Source organism: Streptomyces sp. CB01373, from assembly GCF_002803075.1.
Classification (GTDB): Bacteria; Actinomycetota; Actinomycetes; order Streptomycetales; family Streptomycetaceae; genus Streptomyces.
Genome location: NZ_NNBK01000028.1, coordinates 46493 through 69384, shown reverse-complemented (window position 1 = coordinate 69384; position 22892 = coordinate 46493). Strand labels below are relative to the sequence as shown.

The following is a 22892-nucleotide window of genomic DNA, read 5'->3' as shown; positions in this document are numbered from 1 at the left end:
CTCCTAAGAGATGAGGGACAGAAGGTGGTGCACGAGGGTGATGAGGGCCTGCGCCGCCGAGTTCTGGTCCCGTACGTCACAGGCGACGACGGGGGTCTCCGCGGACAGGTTCAGGGCCTCGCGCACCTCCGTGAGCGGGTAGTCGGTGGTGCCTTCGAAGTGGTTGACACCGATGGCGTAGGTCAGGCCGAAGCGTTCGACCAGGTCGAGGACCGGGAAGGACTCGGAGAGCCGCTCGGGGTCGACCAGGACCAGGGCGCCGAGGGCACCCCGGGACAGTTCTTCCCACATCTCCTTGAAGCGTTCCTGACCGGGCGTTCCGAAGAGGTAGAGCACCACCTCGTCGCTGATGGTCAGTCGGCCGAAGTCCATGGCGACCGTCGTGGTCGTCTTGTCCGGAGTTCCCGACAGGTCGTCAAATCCCACACTCGCTTCGGTGATCTCCTCTTCGGTCCGCAAAGGCTCGATCTCGGAGATACTTCCGATGCACGTGGTCTTCCCGACTCCGAAGTGGCCCACCACAAGGATCTTGACCGCGGTGGAGACGGCTGAATCCAGGTACACGTATCACGCTCCGAATCGGGCTTTGAGGCCATCGAGTACCGCGCTGAGGATTTCCCGATCGACACGTTCGGCACGGGGGACGGGCTTCCTCGTGATGATGAGGCCGCCGTCCTCCAACTCCGCCAGAAGAATCCGGACGATCCCCAGCGGCAGGTGAGTATGGGCGGCCACTTCCGCGACGGACAGAAAACCGTCCGTGACCATCTCCAGAACCTGGCCCGCCTCCGGGGAAAGCATGCGGCCGGCGGCGGAGACGCCGTCCTCCGCGGACACCAGGGTGGTGCGCTCGTAGGCGTGGTCCGGGGGCAGGGAACGCCCGTTCGTGACCACGAACAGAGGCACTAAGGCCGAGGTCAGCTCGAGATCGGGCTCATCGCTCACTTGCTGCTCACCGCCCCTTGTGGTGACAGATGCTCGCTCAGCCGGGGCACCACCTGGTGCAGCCGGGTCGTGAACTCCTCGATGTCGGCCTCGTGGTCGGCCGCCGCGGCCAGGAAGGCGCCCTGACCGGCCGAGATCAGGAAGATCCAGCCGTGCTGGAACTCGATCACCGTCTGCCGCCACTTGGCGTGCTCGTGCACCCCGGCGAACTGCGAGGTGGCGCGGCTGTAGGCGTGGATGCCGGTCATGGCCGCCGAGATCGTGTCCGCCAGGTCCTGGCTCATGCCCGTGGTGGCACCGCGGGGCAGGCCGTCGGCGCCCAGCAGCACCGCGTGACGGGCGCCCCGCACCTGGTTGACCGCCTCGTCCAGGTCGGCGATCAGAACGCCGGTTCCCCGCCTGTCGCCCATCTGGCTCCCGGCACGGCCGGAACGCTCCGCCGAGGCCTCCGCGTTGACCCGGGGAGGCGAGGTGAGGTTGTTGCCGAGCCTGGCGACGAGCCGGTGCATGCGGAAGGAGATCTGCTGCATGTCGACGTCGGGCGCCGCGGCCGCGGCGAGGTAGGCACCCTGCCCCGCCCCGATCAGGAAGATCCAGCCGTGGGAGAACTCGATGATCGTCTGGTTCCACTGCCTGTCCTCGCCCGGACCGGCGAAGTGGGAGGTCGCCCGGCTCAGTGCCTGCATCCCCGCCATGGCGGCGGATATGGTGCGCACGTCCTTCTCCGACATCCCGTCGGTAGCGCCGCGGGGAAGACCGTCTGCGGACAGCAGAACAGCGTGCCGCGCCTTCGGCACGTTGCTCACGATGTCCTCGAGCATCCACGACAGGTCGTTGGTCATGCGTTATCGGACCCTTCGATCGGAGCCGCGGAGAGGTTCCGGCCCGAGAGTGTGCCGCGCTGGAAGGCTCCCAGGCTTCGGCCGGAGCGGCCGGCTTCGTCCGCCGGCGCGACGGGCCGCGCCGAGTCGTCGTCGGCGGGAACACGGTCGGGAGCGGCGTCGGGAACACTGGCTATGGGCACCTGGCGCGCCCCGCGCTTGGGCAGACCGTGCGCGGTGCGCGTCCCGGCCTCGGACCGGCCCGTCGCACTGCGGATCGGGCTGACCTGGGAGACCTCGGCGGGCGCGATCTCCTCCTCGGTCCACAGCTCCTCGGGCAGCAGGACGACCGCGCGGACGCCGCCGTAGCGGGAGATGCCGGTGACGTCCACCCGGAACCCGTACTGCTGGGCGAGCAGGCCGATGACGGGGAAACCGAACTTCGGCTGGTTGCCCAGGTGGGACAGCCGGGGGCGGAACTCGCCGGACAGCAGGGTGGAAGCCTTCTGCCGGTCCTCGTCGTTCATGCCGACACCGGCGTCGTCGATGACGATGCACAGGTTCTTCTGCACCCGCTGGAAGGTCACCTCGATCGGCGAACCCTGCTGGGAGAAGCTGGCCGCGTTGTCGAGGAGTTCCGCGACGGCGAGAGCGACCGGCGAGACCGCGGACGCCTTCAACGCGAAACCGCTCTGCTGCATGATTTCGACACGGCGGAAGTTGCGAATTTGTCCCTGCGCGCTGCGCACCACGTCATAAACGCTCGCCGGCTTACTGCGGCGACCCAGCGGCGCACCGCACATCACCGCAATGCCCTGAGCCTTCCGCGCCATTTGCGCGTTGGCGTGGTTCACCTCCAGCAGATCACCGAGTACGGCGTGACCGCCGTACTTCCGTGTAATTTCCTCAAGAAGTGTCAACTGCTCGGCCGCAAGGCTCTGGAGAAAGCGCGCGGAGCCCTTGAGGACGGCCTTGGTGCTTTCCTCGGCCCCTTCTTCGGCCTCGCGGATGGTCTGGTCGTGCTCGGCCTTGTGGCGCTGCAATTCCTGCCACACCGTGGCAAGTTGCCCCTCGGCCTCGCTCAGCTTCTGCGTGTAGGCGGCCTCGGCCTGGCTCTTTTTCGTCGTGATGGCATTATTTCGACGATAGAGCACCAGGACCGCGGCGACGGCGAGCACCACCGCGGCAACCAGGCACCAAACAAGTGCGTCTCGATTCATGGAAACCTTTCCTGGCGTTTAGCCTGCAGCCGTGGGTGGGTGGCGCCTCGTGGAAGTCCGCGGCACAACCGCTCGGAACGACCCTACGGCTGTTGCGTTGAGAACAGGCCGACCTCAATGCAGTGCCCGAGCCGAGTGGACCAAGGTCACGGACGCGGGGATGCTATCACTCGGTTAGGGCACCCTCTGCAGGTCCCGGAGAGCAAGTGCCCGACGCCGTTGGCCACTTGGCCGCGCCCTGATATGCGCGGGTCTTGCTTCCCGCGGGCCGCCCGTTAACCGTTATGAGTTCGCTACATGAGGCGGATTGCGCGATATCTACGATTTATGCGGCCAAGTCCCCATGCCCCGCTGCAATCTGACGGACCGTCACGCGGAGGGGCACCACACGCTCACAACCCCGCACCGCTTTTTTCACAGACGGCTGCGCGCACGCCCACGGGTCATTACGCAAGGACGCCTTCGGGATGCTCAACGGTTCCCCTCGTGCGACACGGCCGGCGGATCGAAGGCGACCCGGGTGCGGGCACCGTCGGCCCAGATCACTTCGACGCCCCTCTCGTCGGCCACGCACCGGGACACCGCCTCCGCCAGGGGCACGGGATCGGGCTCGGCGGTCAGTGCGGCGAGCGCGACGTGCACACTGGTGCCCTTGGCCGGTCCCGTGAGGCGCGGCACCTCGGCCCACCGGGTCCAGGCGGTGCCCCGGGGTGCGCGGACCGTGCCGGGGGAGGGGTCCCAGCCGTGCAGCCCGGACAGCGCCGACACCACGTCCTGCTCCGGCCCGGTGGCCCAACCCGTGTGCGTGACGCGGGAATTGCCCGGGGCTCCGATCACCCGGTGCACCCGGAGCTCATGACGTCCGTATGCCACCGTGACGCTCTCCACCCGCAGGCCCGGCACCATCGGGGGCCCGGTGACGAAGACGGGCCGGTGCCAGGACGCCGCCCAGCCCCAGCCGTCGCCGTGGCCGGCACCCAGCGGGTGGATCCGGCGACGGGTGCTGGGCCGGCCGTCCACATCCACCGACAGGTGGTTGTCCGCGACGTTCCCGGGCGCCGTCGGACCGGTCCGGGTCGAGTACGCCTGACGCGCGTAGTGCGGGTCGTCGCCGGCCTCCGTCTCGCCCACGTGCGGACGGACGTGGTCGCTGCCGTGGTTGTGCAGCCGTACGATCCCGTCGGCTCGGGTCGCCTGCACCAGCAGCCCGGCTGCCGGCAGGGCGAGCACCCGGTCGGCCTCCTCCACCGGTGCGGGCGACTCCACCGCCGTCCACAGCGGATGGGAGGCCGGCGCGAGGAGCGACACGAACGCCTTCGACGCCCAGTACGGTGAGGACGGCCCCGAATACGCCTGCAGCGTGGCCGCGTGCGGACCGTGCCAGCCCAGGCTCAGCAGACCGTCATCGGTCAGCGCGCCCCGGTCCAGGAAGTACCGCAGGCAGCCGCTCACGAGCCGGCGCGAGGTGCCCGGAGCCAGCGGCGTGCGACCGGTCACGGCGCCGAGCCCGACCGCCGCCGAAGCGGCGAAACGGTACGTGAGCGAGCGCCCGTAGTGCACCGGAGCGCCGTCCCCGCCGAACATCAGGGAGAAGCTCTCCAGATGCGCGCGCAGCCGGTCGCCGTAGCGGGCGAGGAGCGCGCGGTCGCCGCCGAGGTGGGCGTCGAGCACCGGATACAGGTGCAGCGCCCAGCCGTTGTAGTGGTCGAAGGCGCGGCCGTCGCCGTCGGAGTACCAGCCGTCGCCCGCGTACCAGCCCTCCAGCAGCTCCAGCGCGCGCTCCCGGGCCCGGGCGGTCTCCGCGTCGCCGCGCCCCACCGACTCGAGGAACCCCGCGACGGTGAACGGGAACAGGTACCAGTTGTTCGGCGCGGGCGTGTGCCGCAGCGCCCCGCGCAGCCAGGCCTCGGCCCGGTCCCGTACGCCGTCGTCGAGGTGCTTCCACAGCCAGGGCGCGGTCAGCCGCAGGCCGAGCGCGACCGACGCCGACTCGACCATCGGCTGGCCCTGCACATGGTGGCCGAGGATCACCGGCCAGGACTCCGTGTCGTCGCGGCCGGGCGTAAGGGTGCCCGCGGCGAGGCCGCGCGCGTAGCGCTCCAGCAGGCCGTGCGGGTCGTCCCCGCCGGCACCGGCCACACGGAAGGCGGTGGCGAGAAAGGTACGGGCATACCCCTCCAGGCCGTCGGACCGCGTTCCCGAACGGGAGGGCCGCCCAGGCAGGTCGAGCAGGGCGTCGCCGGGGGTGCTCCACCGCCACGCCGCCGTCGTCAGACCGTCCGCCACCGCTTCCCAGTGGGCCCGGGTGTAGCCGGTGTACGGGCTCGACGCGCGGTCCTCGGCCGGGAGTTCGAGAGGAATGCTCATGCGAGGAAGGCCAGCCTTTCGCGTCGTACGGGATGGTGGAAGCCGGTGCCCGAGGCCCAGCGGGCGGTCTCGGCGAGGGCCAGTTCGGCCAGGCGCCGCCACTCGTTGCCCTCGGATCCGGCGAGGTGCGGGGTCAGGAGCGCGTGCTCGCAGTCCCACAACGGGTGGTCGGCGGGCAGCACTTCGGGCTCGGTGACATCGAGGACGGCGCGGATGCGGCCGGCGAGGACGGCCTCGGTGAGCGCCGCCTGGTCGACGACGGCGCCGCGCGCGGTGTTGATCAGTACGGCGCCGTCCGGCATGGAGCCGAGCAGGGCCCGGCCGATCAGACCGCGGGTCTCGGGCAGCAGCGGGGTGTGCACGCTGACGGTGTCGCAGCGGGCGAACAGCTCCGCCAACCCCACCGCCTCCACGCCGAGTCCGGCTGCCTGGTCCGCGTCGACGTACGGGTCGTACAGCAGCACCTCGAAGTCGTGCGGGCGCAGCAGCTCGATGACCAGGCGGCCGACGAGCGAGGCCGACACGATGCCCACGGTGCGGCCGTAGTTGCCGACGCGGACCGGGGTGCGCAGCCAGTTCCCGCGGGTGCGGCGGTCACGGTACTCGCGGGCGCGTTCCCGTACGTGCTTCCCGGTGAGCAGGATCATGCCGAGCGTGTACTCGGCCACCGGGACGGCGTTGGCGGCCGCGGCGGAGGACACCTCGATGCCCCGCTCCCAGCAGGCCTCGGTGACGTGGCCGCGTACGCTGCCCGCCGTGTGCACGACGGCCCGCAGCCGGGGCGCCGCGGCCAGCGCGGCCGCGTCCAGGGGCGGGCAGCCCCAGCCGGTGACCAGCAGGTCCACGTCGGCGAGCACGGAGCGGGCCCGCGCGGTGGTGAGGTCGTCGAGCACGGGCAGGGGCGCGAGGTCGCAGATCGCGCGGAGCGTGTCGAGCGCCGCGGCGTCGAGGACCGCCGCGGCGGCGTCCGGCGACATCGCCAGCGCGGCCCGAGGCCGGAAGCCGGGGCCCGGTCCGTCGCCGGTCATCGGGCGGCTCCCGCCGTCGGGGCCTCGCGCCAGGGGCACTTGTGCCACGAGAGGCCGAGGACGGGCGCGGACACAGCGAGTTGAAAGCCCATGATCACCACCGGGTAGGATGCGGACGGGAAGCGGGCAGAGCCGTTCCACGTCTACAGGACGAGGCTCCCCGGATACAGGCGCTCCTCGGCCAGCGTGACGACCGGGGCGTGGGATCCGGCCCGGGACCACAGGGACGCGTGCGTCGCGGCGGACACCATCCGGCCCGCGCACAGGACACAGGGCGCCATCCGCCCGAACCCGTCGGCGCGACTACGGTCGGGGCGGTCCCGTCATTCGACCGGCCATGTGTGTCCAGGGGCGTTGAGATGCATGTAGTCGACGTACTGCTGCGTCATGCGCCGCAGGGCCTCGTGCCGGCCGCAGTGGGTGGTGGCGTCGATGTGGTGGAACATCTCCTTCTGCCAGATCGCGCCGTTGCGTCCGGTGACGCACCGCTGCTCGATGATGCCGAGCAGCGGCTCGCGCCAGGCGTCGTCCATGCCCGACTGCTCCAATCCCTGGTGGGCCAGCGGGAGCAGCCGCCGCAGCACGAGTTCGGGCACCGGCACCTCGCCCATGCCGGGCCAGTACAGCCGTGCCTCCATGCCGTGCCGCGCCGCGGTGTGCAGGTTCTCCTCGGCGGCCGAGAAGGACATCCGCGACCACACCGGGCGGTCCTCCTCCACCAGGGCACGCGTGAGCCCGTAGTAGAAGGCGCCGTTGGCGAGCGTGTCGGCGACGGTCGGCCCGGCGGGCAGCACCCGGTTCTCCACCCGCACGTGCGGCTTGTCGTGGGAGATGGCGTAGACGGGGCGGTTCCAGCGGTAGATCGTGCCGTTGTGCAGGGTGAGTTCGCCCAGTTCCGGGACGTCGCCCCGGTCCAGGGTCTCCGCGGGGTCCTGCTCGTCGCACAGCGGCAGCAGCGCCGGGAAGTAGCGCAGGTTCTCCTCGAAGAGGTCGAAGACGCTGTTGATCCACCGCTCGCCGAACCACACCCGGGGCCGTACCCCCTGCACCTTGATCTCTTCCGGGCGGGTGTCGGTGGCCTGCTCGAACAGCGGGATACGGGTCTCGTGCCACAGTTCCTTGCCGAACAGGAACGGCGAGTTGGCGGCCAGCGCGACCTGGACGCCGGCGATCGCCTGCGCCGCGTTCCAGTAGCCGGCGAACTCGTCGGGGGAGACCTGGAGATGGAACTGGGTACTGGTGCACGCGGCCTCGGGAGTGATCGTGTCCGCGTAGGTCCGCAGCCGGTCCACGCCGTCCACCTCGATGTGCAGATCCTCGCCCCGGGCCGCGAAGACCTGGTCGTTGAGCAGCCGGTAGCGGGGATTCTCCGACAGTGCCGCCTCGCCCACGTCCTCCTGCCGCAGCGTGGGCAGGATGCCGACCATGATCAGATGCGCGCCGACGGAACCGGCGCGGTCCTCCGCGTGGTTCAGCGCGGCGCGGATCTCGGACTCCCAGGCGTCGGGACCGCCCTCGGTCAGCCGCCTCGGCGGGATGTTGATCTCCAGGTTGAACCGGCCCAGCTCGGTCGACCAGGCGGGGTCGGCGATGGCCTCCAGCACGTCGCTGTTGCGCATCGCGGGTTCGGCCCCGTCGTCGCCCAGGTTCAGCTCGATCTCCAGCCCCACCTGGGGGCGCTCGGACTCGAACCGGGACTCGCGCAGCATCTGCGCGAACGCGTCGAGGCACTTCTGCATCTTGATCCGGTACCGGCGGCGGTCCTCGCGGGTGAAGACCAGCGCCGGGACGTCACGTCCCATCGGCCCTCCCGGAACCCCCTCCTCGGACACCTCACCACCCCAGCGTCGCACCACCGGGCGACCCTGACCAGGCGAGGACGCGAGGGCCCGCGCACCGCGCATCCGGAGCGGGCCCACCAGGGGCGCTCCGGCCGGCCCCGGTGCCCGGGAGGTTCTCGTGTCCGGGCGGGGCCCCTGTCCCGGCGGGCCGCTCGACCCGGGCGTGGATCCGTTACAGGCCGCACGGAGGCGGCGACCGACACGCGCGCCGAACCCTCGGGTTCCGCCGCCGCCGCACCCGTCGGCCTCGCGAGCGCCAGGGGCCCGAGGCCCGATGGCCGTCGGCCCCCGAGGGCTGGCGGTCGCCCGGCCCCACGGCCTCACGGCCGCCCGGGGCCGCGGAGCGCGCTCTCCGGTGGGCGCTCGCGCAGTGCGCCGTAGGCGAAGAAGTACGCCGGCAGGCGCCGGCCCAGCCGGGATCCGATGAGCAGGCCGCTGGTGCCGAGAGGCTGCCGCCCCCGGAGGACGGGTGCGATGAACCCGGCGTGGGCGGCCCGTTGCAGCGTCTGCGTCACGACGGTGGTCGGACGGCGGCGGCGCTGCACTGCGCGTACGTCGCGCAGCCCCACGGTCCCCCGGCGCAGCGGCTCGACCAGGTGCCGGGCGGCGGCGACGGCGTCCTGCACGGCGAGGTTGATGCCGATGCCGAAGACCGGGGACATCGCGTGCGCGGCGTCGCCGATGCACAGCAGCCCCGGACGGTGCCAGCGGCGCAGCCGGTCCAGCCGCACGTCCAGGAGCTTGACCTCGTCCCAGGAGCGCAGGGTGTGCGTGCGGTCCGCCGCCCAGGGCACGGCGGCGGCGAAGTCGGTCAGAAAGCGGTCGATCCCGGCGGCGCGGCGCTCCGCATCGGTGCCCTTGGGGATGAGCGCGGCGCACTGCCAGTACGACCCGCGGTCGATCATCGCGGTCAGGAAGCGGTCGCCCGCGCCGCCGACCAGGCCGCTCGGGTCGCCCTCGTGCCGCGGCAGCCGGAACCACCAGGCGTCCATCGGGCAGTCGAAACGCCGCAGCCCCAGTTCCGGTCGCGAGCGGGCCAGCGATCCGCGGCCGTCGCACGCGACCGTGAGGACCGCGCGCAGTTCACCGGTGCGGCCGTCGGAGGTGCGGTAGCGCACCCCGGTGACCCGGTCGCGTTCGATCAGGAAGGAGGTGGCCTCGGTGTTCATCCGCACGTCGAAGGACGGCTCGCTCCGGGCCTCGTCCACGAGCAGGTCGAGCAGGTCCCACTGGGGCACCATCGCGACGTAGTTGTACGGGCCGGGAAGCACCGCGAGGTCCGCGACCGTCACCATCGACCGGCCGGGGCCGGCGGGCAGTTGGACGGTGCGCACCCGGCGCTGGGGCAGCCGTGCGAAGCGCTCGGCCAGACCCAGCTCGTCGAGCAGCGCCAAGGTCGACGGGTGCACGGTGTCGCCGCGGAAGTCCCGCAGGAAGTCGCCGTGCTGCTCCAGCACGGTCACGGCGACGCCCGACCTGGCCAGCAGCAGCGCGAACACCATGCCCGCGGGTCCGCCTCCCACCACACAACACGTGGTCCGCTCCATCACGGCCCCGCCTCTCAGGAAAGCAGTAATTCACCGGCTGATGAATATTATACTCCCCCGCGGGGTGGGCGCACCGCCTTTTCGCGGCCCGGGCCGACCGGACTCCGGAAGTGCGGCCCTGGAAGCACGGAACCGGCCGCGGTCTCCACGCAACCCGCAACGCCCGCCGTGGAGGTTGACCGCACCGGAGACTCAACTGCGCAGGGGAGCAGGCGACTTCGGGGATGCTTCGGCGCACGTCGCACGGCATCCGGGTGCCGATGCCGTCGCCGTCGACGCTCCGGATGCGCGACTCGCGCGGGACGGTGCACCGACGGCGGGTCTTTGTGTGGTTCCATCACACTTTGTGTCCTCTTTGCGTATTCAGAGCGCGGGTTTACCAAAGACGGATGGCAGTTCGGCGCTGACAGCGGGCGGTCACCGTTCGGCTGCGGGCCATACGGATGGCGGGCGTGGGCCGCGTACCCCCGCACGAGTTCGCCCGGCGCGCGGGCGGCTCGCCGACCGCTCAGGACACCGGAAACCGGCCAGGAACAAGGGGATTCGGCCCCTCCTGATCGAGGCGGGGAGAGCCGTGTCCGAGGCAGCGTCCGGTCCCTCGCGCGGACGTATGGAGGGGGTGTCAGTAGTCCGAATGCGACGCTCAGGTGGTGGGGCGTCAGGATTCCGCTGAAGGTGATCACGTCGCCGCTGCGATTCCCGATTGAGTGGGCGTTGGGCCGGCTCTCGCAGTCGTGACGGAAGGAACCACCCATGCGTATCACCCGTACTCTGTTCACCTCCGCGGCTCTGGCCGCGGCCGTGACGCTCTCCGCCCCTGCCGCGGGCGCGCTGACCGAGGCCGCGCTCCCCTCCGCGCAGCATCAGGCCGTCAAGGCCGACGGCGGCGCCCCCGGCGGGGACAACGGCGGCAACGACGAAGGCCGCGGTGGCCGTGACAACGGTGGCGGCGGCGACAACGGCGGTGGCCGCGACAACGGCGGTGGCCGCGACAACGGCGGTGGCCGTGACAAGGGCGGCGAGGGCCGCGGCAAGGGCGGCGAGGGCCGTGGCGAGGGCCGTGGCGAGGGCCGCGGTGAGGGCCGCGGTGAGGGCCGCGGTGAGGGCCGTGAGCACCGTGAGCACCGTGAGCACCGGCCGCACGGTGGCGTGCACGCCGGTGGCGGTGCCCTGGCCATGATGAACGCCGACAACGACCGTGGTGACCGTGACGAGGGTCGCGGTGGCCGTGAGAAGGGCGAGCGTGGCGAGGGTCGTGACCACCGCGAGGGTCGTGAGGGTCGCGAGGGCCGTGACCACCGCGAGGGTCGCGAGGGCCGTGAGCACGGGCCGCACGGTGGCGTGCACGCCGGTGGCGGTGCCCTGGCCATGATGAACGCCGACAACGACCGTGGTGACCGTGACGAGGGTCGCGGTGGCCGTGAGAAGGGCGAGCGTGGCGAGGGTCGTGACCACCGTGAGGGTCGTGAGGGTCGCGAGGGCCGTGACCACCGCGAGGGTCGCGAGGGTCGCGAGGGCCGTGAGGACCGTGAGCACCGGCCGCACGGTGGCGTGCACGCCGGAGGCGGCGGCCTGGCCGAGTCCTCCAACGCCACCCTCGGCCTCGGGGCCGCGCTGCTGCTCGGCGGCCTGGGCGCCGGTGCGTACATGCTCCGCCGCCGTCAGGCGTCGGACCCTTCCGCGGCCTGATCGGGCTGCTCTTGCCTGTCGCTGGGCTGCCGCGGTCTGCGTCACCTCCCCAGGAGGGCAGCGCAGGCCGCGGCAGCGGCGGCCGACCCCAACCGTCGCCCGCGGCCAGTACCACCCCTTGAATGACGAAAGGCACCGTCCATGGCTTCTCAGCAGCCGCCCCAGACGGAGCAGAGCGGGACCAAGCCCGCCACGCGTCGTTACCGGCTTCGCCTGCTGTGGCCCGCGGCAGCGGTCGGGCTGGGCATCGTGCTCATCCACAACTCCCTGGTCGCCGCGCCCGTGGCGCACCCCAAGCACACCCACCGCCCGGCGGCCGTCGTCCCCCGGGCATCCGCGCCGGCCGAACCGAGCGCCGACGCCGGCAGCAGTTCCCCCTCCAGCGCGGGCTCCAACGCCGGCGCGGAAGCCGACGACAAGTCACTGTCCCGCTCGCAACCGACACGGCTCTCGATCCCGGACATCGGGGTGGACGCGCCCTTCACCAACCTGAGCCTCAACGCCTCGGGACAGCTGAACCCACCGCCGGCCGACGACACCAACATGGTCGGATGGTTCCAGGGCGGACCGTCGCCCGGTGAGCGCGGAGCGTCGGTCGTCGTGGGTCACCTGGACACCATGACCGGTCCCGCGGTCTTCGCCGAGCTGGACTCCCTCGAGCCCGGAGCCGCTGTGAACATCACACGCGCCGACGGGACCGTCGCCCGCTTCAAGGTCGACTCCCTCGACTCCTTCAGCAAGGCGGACTTCCCCGACGACAAGGTCTACTCGGACACGACGACTCCCCAGCTGCGACTGATCACGTGCGGCGGAAACTTCAACCGCATCAGCAAGGACTACGAGGAGAACGTGGTCGTCTTCGCCCACCTCGACACGAGCTCCACCGGCTGAGGAACCGGGAAGGGTGCGTACCAGTGCGCGGCGCGCACCCACCCCGGCCCGCCCGGCTCGCCGCCCGGCGTGCCGGCGGAGACAATGGACTGCCGGGAGCGGTGAGGTGGTTGCGATGCCCGCATGGCACCTGCGCGACTATCACGACGACGATCTGGACCAGGCGATCCTGATCTGGGAGGAGAGCCGGCAGGCCGACGAGGAACCGGTCTTCCCGGTCTCGGAGGTGATGGCCGAGGCCCGGGCCGGACAGAACGCCGTGGTCGCCGTCGTGGGTGACGAACTCGTCGGCATGGCCGCGGCCCGGGCGAGCGGGCAGCGCGGCTGGATCCTTCTGGTGGCGCTCGCCGCACGGTGGCGCCGGCGCGGCATCGGCAGCGCCCTCCTCACCGAACTGGAACGGCGCCTGAGGGCGCTGGGCGTACGTCGTATCAGCGCCCTGCTGCCCCCCGGCGCCGCCGGGACCTCGGCCCTGGAGCACTGCGGCTACCGGTTCCGGGACGACCTGGTTTTCTACGAGAAACTCGAACCGCAGGGACCCTCCGACGCCGGCGCCCTCACGGAGCTGGGCGGCCGCATGCTTCCCGAGGGGCTCTGGGACGCCATGGCCGGCATGGAACGGGAGAAGCAGGTCGTGGAACGACGGGTCGTGCTCCCGCTGGCGGAGCCGGCGCTCGCCGACCGCTACGGCGTCGCCCCGCCGAAGGGTGTCATCCTCTTCGGCCCGCCCGGCACCGGGAAGACCAGCTTCGCCAAGGCAGTGGCCTCGCGGCTCGCCTGGCCGTTCGTGGAGATCTTCCCGTCCCGGCTCGCCGCCGACACGAGCGAGGGGCTGGCGGCGGCGTTGCGGGGGGTGTTCGCGGACCTGGCGGAACTGGACTCGGTGCTGCTCTTCATCGACGAGGTCGAGGAGATCGCCGGCGTGCGGTCCGGAGTGGCGGTGGACCCGGGACACGGCGTCACCAACGAACTGCTGAAGCTCATCCCGGGCTTCCGCGAGCACGACTCCCGGCTGCTGGTCTGCGCCACGAACTCGGTGCGCTCCCTCGACCCGGCGTTCCTGCGACCGGGCCGGTTCGACTACGTCATCCCGATCGGCCCCCCCGACGCGACGGCCCGCTCGGCGATCTGGGACCGCTACCTCCGGGCCGCCGACCCGGTGGACGTGGCCCAACTGGTCGCCGCCAGCGAGCTGTTCACTCCGGCGGACATCGTGTTCGCCGCCCGCAAGGGCGCGCAGGCCGCCTTCGAGCGGGAGGTCGCGCAGCGGCTGGGCCGCCCGGCCACGACCGAGGACTACCTCGACGCCATCGCCGACACCCGGCCCACGCTCACCGCACAGGCGATCGAGGAGTTCACGGAGGACATCGACAAGTTCAGTCGCCTCTGAGACGGGCGACGATGCCGGGCCGACGTGGACGACGAAGCCGGCGCGCCGCCACGGACGGCGCGGCCGGGCGGGAGGCGGGTAGTGGCGAGGTCGCACAAGAGGGCGGCGCTGCGCCGGCGTGCGCGGCGCGGCGGGACCGCGACCGGTGCCGCGGGCGCCTCCCGCGCGCCCGGCTCCTGGGGGCACACCGGTGAGCAACGGCAGCAGGCCCTGCGGAAACTGGCCGACCGGGCCGGCTCGCCCGCGGCCGCCCCGCTCCGGCGGCTCCTGTGGTGGTGCGGGTCCGCCGTCTTCCTGGCCGGCATCGTGCTGCTGGGTACGGTCGCCGCCTCCGCGGTGGGATGGGCGGGCACCCCGGGCGTGTTCACGGCCCGCGAGTGCCATCCGGCGGGAAGCGGCAAGGGAGGCAAGGGCACGACCTGCTCCGGGCTGTTCGTCGCCGAGGACGGAAGCCTCATCGACACGGCCGCGGCCCTGCACTGGGCGGAGGGCAGGGCAGGAGGGCGGATCCGGGTCCGCGCCCTGGTCCTCGGCGGCTACCAGAGGGAGAGCGCGCTCGACGCGGCACTGGTCGCCGTCCTCATCGCGCTGCTGGCCGCCCCGGCAGTCGGCTGCGCGTTCGCCGGCCTGTCACGCCGCAACCAGGACCGGCTCGCGGCCCTGCTGCCCGGCCCGGTGTTCAAGTCCTATGTGCGCTGGAGATCCTGACGGCCGCCGCACCGGGAGCTACCGCGCGCCGGTGAGGCGCCGACCGGTGCGGCCCGGAGCACGGCACGTGCCCGCGGGCCGCGGGTGGTCATGACGGGTCGCCGGCCGGCAGCTCCAGGAGGAGTTCGTAGCCCCCGTCGGCCGTGGGGCCGGAGGTGACCGTCCCGCCGAGGAGTTCGGCGCGCTGGCGCAGGCCGGCCAGGCCGTGCCGGGCGCTGGGCAGCGGGAGGGCCGGCCGGGTGGGGGCGGTGTTGGTGACCGTGGCGCGCAGGGTGCCGCCGCTGTGCTGGACGCGGACGGTGGCCCTGGCGCCGGGCGCGTGTTTGCGGATGTTGGTCAGCGCCTCCTGCACGGTGCGGTAGACGGCGCGCTGGACCGGGGGAGGGAGGTCCTCGGGCAGGTCCGTCTTCAGTTCCGCCTCGATGCCGCTGCCGTCCACCAGCCGCCGCAGGTCGGCGAGGGACGGCTGGGGGGTGAGTTCGGTGGAGCGGCTGCCGGAGGCGCGCAGCACGCTGACCATGTGCCGCAGCTCGTCGAGCGTCTCCACACTGAGCCGCCTGATGGTCGCCGCGGCCTTGCGCGTCCCGGGGTCGGGGCCGGCCACCTGGAGCGCCCCGGCCTGGACGGCGATCAGGCTGACCTGGTGCGACACGACGTCGTGCATCTCCCGGGCGAGCTGCGCGCGTTCCTTCGCCAGGACGCTCTGGGCGGTCAGCAGCCGCTCGTACTCGCGGGCCTCGGAGATCTCGGCGAGCCGCAGCGACAGATCGCGCCGGGCCTGCACCAACTGGCCCAGGAAGACGGGCGCGGCGGCGGTGGCCAGCGCGTAGCTGAGGTGGAAGAGGCTGCCGGTGCGGGTGAGTTCGGCGGCCTTCAGGGACGACCACGGCCAGGGCAGGAAGTCCGTGGCCGCGTGGACCAGGGCGCAGCCGGCCAGGAGCGGGCGGTGGCGGCTGAGCGAGGAGAGCGTGTACAGCGCGGCCATCGGGGCGATGACCGCCTCGCTGACCAGGGTGGCCGGGAGCGTCAGCACGAACGTCGTGAGGGGCAGCCGGCGGCGCAGGGCCAGGGCCAGGGCGGCGAGCAGCGCGCAGGCCGTGGCCACCCGCGGCTCGACGCGGACGTGGACCGCGGCGTCGGCCAGCGAGGCCAGCACCAGGGCGGCGTCCAGCAGAGCGGGCTGCGGCCGTCGCGGACTCATCCGCTACGGCCGTCCCGCGACGGCGGGAGCAGGCCCGCACGTTCGGCGATCAGCGCCGCCTCGACGCGGCTGCCGACCCCGAGCTTGCCGAGTACGGCGCTGACATGTCCCTTCACAGTGCCGGTGCTCAGGTGCAGCCGGGCGCCGATGTCGGTGTTGGCGAGCCCTTCGGCCATGAGGACGAGGACGGCGCGCTCCCGTTCGGTCAGCCGGGCCGTGAGCCGGACGGCGGACGGCTCGCGCACACCGTTGTTGAGGTAGCCGTCCACCACCGTCCGGGTGACCGTGGAGGACAGCACCGTGCCGCCCTGGGCAAGGGCACGCACCAGGGACGGCAGGTGCTCGGGGTCGGTGTCCTTGAGCAGGAAACCGGCGGCTCCCGAGCGCAGCGCGGTCGCCACGTACTCGTCGGTGTCGAACGTGGTGAGCATGGCGACCACCGGAGGGTCCGGCAGACGCCGCAGGTCGGCCAGGACGATGAGCCCGTCCACGTCCGGCATCCGGATGTCCAGCAGTACGACATCGGGGTGCGACTCGCGCACCGCCCGTACCGCCTCCCCGCCGTGCACGGCCGCCACGACCTCGATGCCGTCCGCCGCGTTGAGGATGTGCGTGAAGCCCCCGCGGACCAGGGCCTCGTCGTCGACCACCACCACCCGGATCACGTGCGCTCCGCTCGTCGCAGCCCGTCGCTCGATCTGTATCACGGAGAGCGTCCGCCTGCTTGCGGACCGTGCGTACTCCCGTCCACCGGCGGGACGGTGACGGCCGGTCGGCCGGGGCGGCTACGGTCTACCGGCGGGGGTGCGTCCGGAAAGGTGGCATATGGGTTACGACGGGTATTTGGCACAGTCTGAGGACATGACGCAGAACACATCGTCGGCCGTGCCGTCACAGACGCCGTCCGGGCCGGGCGCCGAGCCCGCAGCCACCCGCGCCGGGCCGCCCTCGACGGGACGGCTGATCGGCATCGACCTCGCCCGGGGACTCGCGGTCTTCGGCATGTACTCGGCGCACGTCGGACCCGACGTGACCGTGGGCGGTCCTGTGGGGTTCGTGCTGGAGACGGCACGGGGCCGCTCCTCCGCGCTCTTCGCGGTGCTGGCCGGCTTCTCGCTGATCATCCTGACCGGCCGGCCGCGCCCCCGGACCGGGCGGGCCGGCCGCCAGGCCATGGTCAGGGTCGTGATCCGCGCCGTCGTGCTCGTGGTGCTCGGCTACGCCCTGACCGCGCTGGGCACCGGAGTCGACGTGATCCTGAGCTTCTACGGACTGCTCTTCCTGGCCGTCCTGCCGCTGTACCGGCTGCGGGCCGGGGTCCTCGCGCTCATCGCCGCGGCGGGTGCGCTGGTCCTGCCCCAGATCCTCTTCGTGGTGCGGAAGTCGATCGAGGACGGGCAGTGGGCGGACGCGGTCGTAGCCCGGGACCCGCTGGCCCGGATCACCGGCACGGACGGCGTCATCGGACTGCTGTTCACCGGCGGGTATCCGGTCCTCGCCTGGATCCCGTTCCTGGTCGCGGGCATGGCGGTGGCCCGGCTCGACCTCGGCAGGCCTCGTGTCCGGTCCCGGCTGGCCGCCGCCGGGGGCGCTCTCGCCCTGCTCGGCTACGGCGGCTCCTGGCTGGCCCTGCGCCTGGTCCCGCGCGCCCTGACGGCCGTCTCGGCCGCCACGGACGGCAGCTCGGCGAACTCGGCGTGGTGGTCCGACCGGGTCGGCGACACCGGGGACCACGTCCCGCCCGCCTGGCTGCTGGTGGCCGCGCCGCACAGCGAGACGACGTTCTCCATCCTCGGCAACACGGGCGTGGCCCTGGTGGTGTTGGCCGTGTGCCTGACCGTCGCCGACCGGCTGCCACGGCTCACGCGCGCGGCCGGACCCGTCGCCGCGGTCGGCATGATCGCGCTGACCGTGTACGTCCTGCACATCGTCGCCCTGTGGTTCCTCTCGGACGTCTGCCACGTGGCCGCGATCGACGACGACGGCATGTCCGGCCTTCCCGTGCTCCTCGCCTTCATCGCCGCCGCCGTGCTGCTGGCCGCCGTATGGACCCGGCTGTTCCGGCGCGGCCCCCTGGAGTCCCTGCTCCACCTGGCCACCAGCCCGGCGCGGCACGTCCCGTAGCGCCGGGCACCGCCGGACTGCCGCAATCGCGCCGCCCCGTCCTCGCCGCATCGCTAGCATCCTCGGAGCCGGAGTTCCGTTCTCCGTACTCCACCTCGAAGGAGCGGCCGTGAAGAAGCCGGACGCGCGCCACCGCGTCATGAGAGAGGAACAGCCGGCGCCCGCCCTGTCCCACCCGGACGGAGAGCTCCTGCGGTACGGCCGTCCGCACCGCGTGCTCGCCGGGTCGCTGCACTACTTCCGGGTGCACCCCGAGCAGTGGGCGGACCGGCTGGCACGACTGGCCGCCCTGGGTCTGAACACGGTCGACACCTATGTGCCGTGGAACTTCCACGAGCGGCACCGGGGCCGGGCGAGCTTCGACGGGTGGCGCGACGTCGAACGGTTCCTGCGCCTCGCGCAGGAGGCCGGCCTGGACGCGATCGTGCGGCCCGGCCCGTACATCTGCGCCGAATGGGACAACGGAGGGCTGCCCGCCTGGCTGACGGGCACGCCGGGGATGCGTCCGCGGTCCTCCCACGGCCCCTTCACGGACGCCGTCGCGGGCTGGTTCGACCGGTTGATCCCGCGTCTCGCCGCCCTTCAGGCCGCGCAAGGCGGGCCCGTTGTCGCGGTGCAGGTCGAGAACGAGTACGGCAGCTACGGCGACGACCACGTGTATCTGCGTCGGCTCCGCGACGCCCTGGTGGAGCGCGGCATCACCGAACTGCTCTTCACGGCCGACGGCCCGACCGAGCTGATGCTCGACGGCGGCACCCTGCCCGAGGAGCTCGCGGCCGCGACGTTCGGCTCCCAGGCGGCCGAGGCCGCCGCCCTGCTGCGCAAGCGCCGCCGCGGCGAGCCGTTTTTCTGCGCGGAGTTCTGGAACGGCTGGTTCGACCACTGGGGGGAGCGGCACCACGTCCGCTCGCCGCGGAGCGCGGCGGGGACGCTGGGCGACATCCTCGACGCCGGTGGCTCGGTCAGCCTCTACATGGCGCACGGCGGCACCAACTTCGGGCTCTGGGCGGGCTCCAACCACGACGGCGAGTCCGTCCAGCCGACCGTGACCAGCTACGACTCGGACGCGCCGATCGCCGAACACGGCGGGCTCACCCCGAAGTTCCGCGCCCTGCGTGACCAGCTCAACGCCCTGACCGGCCGCCCGGAGCAGCCGGCGCCCGCCGACCCCGTGCTGCTGGCACCCCGCGTCGTCCCGGTCGTCCGGGGCGCCGGACTGCTGGACGGTCTTGAAGCCGTGTCCCGGCCGGTGGACTCACCCCACCCGCTGACCTTCGAGGAGCTGGGACAGTCCTCCGGCCTGGTGCTCCACCGCGCGCAGCCGAAACTCCCCGAAGGCGCCATCGACCTGACCGTCAGCGGACTGCACGACCGCGCCCAGGTCTTCGTCGACGGCGTCCCGGCCGGGATCCTCGACCGGGAGACCGGCACGCTCACCCTCCAGGGCACGGGCCGGCGGGTGCGGCTGGAACTCCTCGTCGAGAACCAGGGGCGGATCAACTACGGCCCGCTCCTCGGACAGGGCAAGGGCATCCTCGGCCATGTCAGGGTGGGACGCCGGATGGTCCACGGCTGGACGACGCACCCGCTGCCGCTGGACGAGTGGTCCGGAGAGGAGGTCGCCCGCGCGGCGGCCGCCGGCGACCCGCGGGGCACGGCCGGGTTCGCCACGGCACGGTTCACGGTGGACGAACGGGCGGACACCTTCCTGGCCCTCCCCGGCTTCGCCAAGGGGTTCGTCTGGATCAACGGCTTCCTGCTCGGCCGGTATTGGGAGATCGGCCCCCAGGTGACGCTCTACCTCCCGGCGCCGCTCCTGGTACCGGGCGAGAACACCGTCACCCTGCTGGAGCTGGAACGCCTGGGGGAGCACATCGAACTGCGCGACGCGCCGGAGCTGGGGGAGCCCGAGGAGTACATCGAGACCTTCACCTCGTAGCGGCGCCCCCGGCGCCCCGGCACCCCCGGCACCCCCGGCGCCCCGGCGCCGCGGCCACGAAGGCGCGCGGCCCGGGCGGCACCGGCACAACGCCGTTCCACGGTTCCGTCCGGGCCTGCTCCCAGGGCGCCCGACGGCGGATCAGAAGACGACCCGGGCCCGGCGGACGGCCGCGAGCGCCGTATCCGCTCCCCGGACCAGTTCCAGCGGCACGTCCGGATCGCGTCCGGCCAGGGCGCGCAGACAGGCGACGGCGTCCGCCCGGACGACCGACGCCGGCTCGCCCGAGCCGAGCAGCCACGCGCCCCCGGCGGGCCCGGTCAGCTCCAGCGCGACGGGTGCCCCGGACCAGGCCAGGGCAAGGTCGCGGATCACCTGCTCGACGATGAGCCGGTCGTGCTCGCCCACCACGAGGGACTGTCCCGTGGCCCGGGTCAGGTCGATGCGGTGCATCCACAGGTCGCGGTTGTAGACGGTGTCGAGCAGGTGGCCGACGGACATCCGGGGCGCCGCGGCCACACCGGTGTCGATCCTGGCGCGCCGCAGCAGTCCCGGGCGGCGCCGTCGCGCCCGTGCGGCGCGGGGCCACAGCAGCCCGAACCGCTTGGTCAACTCCGGTCCGGACGCGGTGGTGTGGTCGGCGACCTGCGCGGCCATGTGGGCGTCGACAGGGCCCATGCCAGGATGGCGCAGCCTGCCCGTGATCTCCCTGCGCGCCATGGTGGCCAGGGAGATGTTGTCCTCGCACTGGGCGACGAGGTGGGAGACCAGGGTGCGCACGTCCCACTCCACGCAGTCGGTGGGACGGTGCCAGTCGTCGTCACCCAGCTTCTCCAGTACGGCCATGGCGGCTCGGCCTTCCGCTTCGGCGACCGCGGCCGACTGGTCACGGTCGGTCTGCGGCAGGCGTGCGGCCTCCCCGTAGGTCTGCGTCATCGCTCTCGCCCTCCTTGGGGGCGTAGAAGTGGAAGAACATGTCCATCGCCGTCCGGGTGAGCCGGGTGAAGCGCCCCTCCTCGACCCGCGCGGACGGCTCGTTGGCGAGCTGCTGGCTGATCACGCCCGCCATCAGCGCCGTGCACAGGGCCACCCCCTCCTCGTCGGCGGCGGCGGGCGACAGCTGCCCGGCGCGCACGGCGGCCCGGAGGGCGTCCCGCAGGAGTTCCAGTTGCCGCACCGCGGGTTCGAAGGCCCGCGGGGTCGGTTCGAATCCGGGTACGGGCCGCCAGTACAGCAGTTGTGCCAGCACCGGATGGGCCATCGCCCAGGCGACGGTGGCCTGCTGGCCCGCCAGGAGGGCACCGCGCGGATCGCGGGACAGCATGTCCCGGTACGGCTCCAGGACACCGACCGTCTCCCGCATCCCCCGCTCGAACAGGGCGTCGTAGACGGCCGTCCTGGACGGGAAGTACTGGTAGAGCGAGGGCGGCCGCATCCCCATCCGCCGGGCCACCTCGGACATGCTCAGCGCGGCGACGCCTTCTTCCGCCATCACCTCGAGCGCGGTGTCGAGGATCTCCCGCACGGTTTCGTTGCGCCGACGCAGTCTCCGGTCCTCCCTCATACCCTTAAGAAACCCTAATAGGTGTAGGGGAGTCAATACCCCGTCAGTTCTGTGATTGCGCGATCACCCAGGACGCGGCGGGGAAAGCAGAGACCTCGGCGCGCGTCGGCGGACAGGATCCGGTGGCGTGACGATCTCGGCCGAGGGGACGGCGGCCTCGCCTCCGGCAGGCCCGGCGGCTGGTCATCCGCCTCGAGCACTCGCACGGAGCGGCCGGCTCGGGCCGGCTGAAAGGCGCAGGCCGGACCGGAGGCCGTCGGGGATCGTGTCCACCTCGCGGTCGAGCAGCAGCAGCCGGCCGGAGCGGGTGATGAGCCCGAGGTCCCCGGTGGTGAACCAGGGCCCGGACAACTTGGCGCGCATCCGCTCCGCTTCGCTGACGTATCCGGCGCACAGCGTCCGGGTGCGCGCCTGCACCAGACCTGCCCTGCCCCGCCCCAGCGGCTGGAGGGTCGCCGGGTCCACCACACGCAGCCCGGTCCTGCCGGGCACGCTCCGCCCCAGGTCACGGGTGGTGGGGTGGCGCTCGCCGATCGCGCGTACGGACCTGCGCGTCAGACAGCGGAAGGTGAGCGGCCCGGTCTCGGACTGTCCCCAGACCTGCACCCACAGCGGCAGCCGGCGCCGGGTCGCGGTCAGGAACGTCCGTACCGTGGGCGGGTGGACGGCGTCGAAGGTGTTGATGTAGAGCCGGACGTCGTGGAACGGGGTGTCCGGCTCTCTCGCCAGCGCTTGCCAGCGTACGAAGGCCGAGGGCGCGGCCTCCAGCACGGTCGGCGGATGGGCGCGCAGGACGGGTTCGGCGAGCCGGAGGTCGCAGCCGTCCAGGATCACCGCAGCGCGCGGGGCGAGCCACAGCACGCTGATCGTCCAGGCGAGGCCCCGCCCGTGCGCGTACGACGCCGCCTGGGCGACGGTGTCGTCACGTCGGGTGGACACCAGGGGCAGGCGGCGTACCTCGGCGGCGGCGATCCGGTGGATCAGCGTCCGGGCGGAGTGCCGGACCAGCTTGGGGATCCCGGTGGTTCCCGAGGTGTGCATGATGGCCAGGGTCAGGTCGTCCGGGCGGGGGCGGGGCGACGGTGTCCGGTGGCCGCGCACGTCCGCGAGCGTGATCGCGCCCGGTGCCGGGGCGTCCAGGGTGAGGGTGCGGCGGGTGAAGGCGGTGAGGTCGGTCTCCGCGCCGCGCGCGGCCGCCAGCGTGACCGCGGTGGTGACCAGCGCGGTGGCGTCCAGGCGCTTGAGCAGCACCTGGAGCGTCTCCGCCGGGAGGCGGTCGGAGATCAGCGCGGGCACCGCGCCGATGCGGGCGGCGGCGCAGGCGAGCAGGACGTAGTCCCAGTGGTTGGGTTTGATCACGGCGACCCGGTCGCCCGGCGCCACGCCCAGCCCCTCCAGCCAGCCCGCGGCCTGGCTCACCAACCGGGCCAGGTCAGGGAGGTCGTACGTCGTCCGGCCGTCGTCCGCGATGTCCAGCGGCCGGCTCAGATGGACCGTCGTCCCGGTGCCGCGGTCGGCCAGGACGTCGAAGAACCTTCCGGGGGCGGGGAGCTTCATCGGGTACCTCCGTGGAGTCACTTCACACGCACGGGAGTTGAAGGAAGGTGAGATGCGGCG

General features: G+C 72.5%; 20 protein-coding genes. 6 read left to right on the top strand and 14 right to left on the bottom strand.

Translation table 11 applies throughout. The features are described 5' to 3' along the window. Positions 1–3: 3 nt before the first annotated feature. From CG719_RS33615 to CG719_RS33580, 9 genes are all read right to left on the bottom strand, one after another. Positions 4–564 carry a GTP-binding protein gene (locus CG719_RS33615; protein ID WP_100572491.1) on the bottom strand — a complete coding sequence of 187 codons (561 nt, stop codon included), beginning with the start codon at positions 562–564 and terminating at the stop codon, positions 4–6. Between the two features lie 3 nt (positions 565–567). Continuing rightward, the gene (locus CG719_RS33610; protein ID WP_100572490.1) at positions 568–945 is read right to left on the bottom strand and encodes a DUF742 domain-containing protein; all 378 of its coding nucleotides are present in this window, start codon (positions 943–945) and stop codon (positions 568–570) included. Beyond that, the gene (locus tag CG719_RS33605; protein WP_234375890.1) at positions 942–1787 is read right to left on the bottom strand and encodes a roadblock/LC7 domain-containing protein; all 846 of its coding nucleotides are present in this window, start codon (positions 1785–1787) and stop codon (positions 942–944) included. The genes CG719_RS33610 and CG719_RS33605 overlap by 4 nt, the downstream gene beginning before the upstream one ends. Beyond that, positions 1784–2986: an ATP-binding protein gene (locus CG719_RS33600; RefSeq protein ID WP_100572489.1), complete on the bottom strand. Its 1203-nt coding sequence runs from the start codon at positions 2984–2986 to the stop codon at positions 1784–1786. Before CG719_RS33600 ends, CG719_RS33605 begins: the two co-directional genes overlap by 4 nt. A gap of 471 nt (positions 2987–3457) precedes the next feature. Then, positions 3458–5353 (bottom strand): DUF2264 domain-containing protein, encoded by a 1896-nt coding sequence (locus CG719_RS33595; RefSeq protein ID WP_100572488.1) that lies wholly within the window; start codon positions 5351–5353, stop codon positions 3458–3460. Next, positions 5350–6381 carry a hydroxyacid dehydrogenase gene (locus CG719_RS33590; RefSeq protein ID WP_100572487.1) on the bottom strand — a complete coding sequence of 344 codons (1032 nt, stop codon included), beginning with the start codon at positions 6379–6381 and terminating at the stop codon, positions 5350–5352. Before CG719_RS33590 ends, CG719_RS33595 begins: the two co-directional genes overlap by 4 nt. Positions 6382–6524: 143 nt before the next feature. Continuing rightward, positions 6525–6662 (bottom strand): hypothetical protein, encoded by a 138-nt coding sequence (locus CG719_RS35630; RefSeq protein ID WP_159025015.1) that lies wholly within the window; start codon positions 6660–6662, stop codon positions 6525–6527. A 42-nt stretch (positions 6663–6704) separates the two neighbouring features. After that, positions 6705–8183: a glutamate-cysteine ligase family protein gene (locus tag CG719_RS33585; protein WP_100572486.1), complete on the bottom strand. Its 1479-nt coding sequence runs from the start codon at positions 8181–8183 to the stop codon at positions 6705–6707. 359 nt (positions 8184–8542) lie between these two features. Beyond that, the gene (locus CG719_RS33580; protein ID WP_100572485.1) at positions 8543–9769 is read right to left on the bottom strand and encodes an FAD-dependent oxidoreductase; all 1227 of its coding nucleotides are present in this window, start codon (positions 9767–9769) and stop codon (positions 8543–8545) included. 753 nt (positions 9770–10522) lie between these two features. Between CG719_RS33580 and CG719_RS35625 the strand changes: the two genes are divergently transcribed. From CG719_RS35625 to CG719_RS33555, 4 genes are all read left to right on the top strand, one after another. After that, complete coding sequence (locus CG719_RS35625; protein ID WP_159025014.1) at positions 10523–11458, top strand: hypothetical protein; 936 nt, start codon at positions 10523–10525, stop codon at positions 11456–11458. 141 nt (positions 11459–11599) lie between these two features. After that, positions 11600–12349 carry a class F sortase gene (locus CG719_RS33565; RefSeq protein WP_100572482.1) on the top strand — a complete coding sequence of 250 codons (750 nt, stop codon included), beginning with the start codon at positions 11600–11602 and terminating at the stop codon, positions 12347–12349. 115 nt (positions 12350–12464) lie between these two features. After that, positions 12465–13739, top strand: coding sequence for an ATP-binding protein (locus CG719_RS33560; RefSeq protein WP_100572481.1), 1275 nt, complete (start codon positions 12465–12467; stop codon positions 13737–13739). 81 nt (positions 13740–13820) lie between these two features. After that, complete coding sequence (locus tag CG719_RS33555) at positions 13821–14447, top strand: hypothetical protein (RefSeq protein ID WP_100572480.1); 627 nt, start codon at positions 13821–13823, stop codon at positions 14445–14447. Positions 14448–14535: 88 nt separating this feature from the next. Here CG719_RS33555 and CG719_RS33550 read toward each other — a convergent pair whose 3' ends face one another. Together CG719_RS33550 and CG719_RS33545 are read right to left on the bottom strand one after the other, a co-directional pair. After that, the gene (locus tag CG719_RS33550; protein ID WP_100572479.1) at positions 14536–15648 is read right to left on the bottom strand and encodes a sensor histidine kinase; all 1113 of its coding nucleotides are present in this window, start codon (positions 15646–15648) and stop codon (positions 14536–14538) included. Further along, on the bottom strand, positions 15645–16313 hold the full coding sequence (locus CG719_RS33545; protein ID WP_100572478.1) for a response regulator: 669 nt from the start codon (positions 16311–16313) through the stop codon (positions 15645–15647). The genes CG719_RS33550 and CG719_RS33545 overlap by 4 nt, the downstream gene beginning before the upstream one ends. Positions 16314–16509: 196 nt before the next feature. Between CG719_RS33545 and CG719_RS33540 the strand changes: the two genes are divergently transcribed. Next, positions 16510–17772: a DUF418 domain-containing protein gene (locus tag CG719_RS33540; protein WP_100572477.1), complete on the top strand. Its 1263-nt coding sequence runs from the start codon at positions 16510–16512 to the stop codon at positions 17770–17772. A 139-nt stretch (positions 17773–17911) separates the two neighbouring features. Beyond that, positions 17912–19711: a glycoside hydrolase family 35 protein gene (locus tag CG719_RS33535; RefSeq protein ID WP_100572512.1), complete on the top strand. Its 1800-nt coding sequence runs from the start codon at positions 17912–17914 to the stop codon at positions 19709–19711. Positions 19712–19852: 141 nt separating this feature from the next. Here the strand turns inward: CG719_RS33535 and CG719_RS33530 are convergent, their stop codons facing one another. The 3 genes from CG719_RS33530 to CG719_RS33520 form a co-directional block, all read right to left on the bottom strand. Next, the gene (locus CG719_RS33530) at positions 19853–20647 is read right to left on the bottom strand and encodes a maleylpyruvate isomerase family mycothiol-dependent enzyme (RefSeq protein ID WP_100572476.1); all 795 of its coding nucleotides are present in this window, start codon (positions 20645–20647) and stop codon (positions 19853–19855) included. Further along, the gene (locus CG719_RS33525) at positions 20598–21275 is read right to left on the bottom strand and encodes a TetR/AcrR family transcriptional regulator (protein ID WP_100572475.1); all 678 of its coding nucleotides are present in this window, start codon (positions 21273–21275) and stop codon (positions 20598–20600) included. The genes CG719_RS33530 and CG719_RS33525 overlap by 50 nt, the downstream gene beginning before the upstream one ends. A gap of 183 nt (positions 21276–21458) precedes the next feature. Beyond that, positions 21459–22832 carry an AMP-binding protein gene (locus CG719_RS33520; RefSeq protein ID WP_100572474.1) on the bottom strand — a complete coding sequence of 458 codons (1374 nt, stop codon included), beginning with the start codon at positions 22830–22832 and terminating at the stop codon, positions 21459–21461. Between the last annotated feature and the right edge of the window lie 60 nt (positions 22833–22892).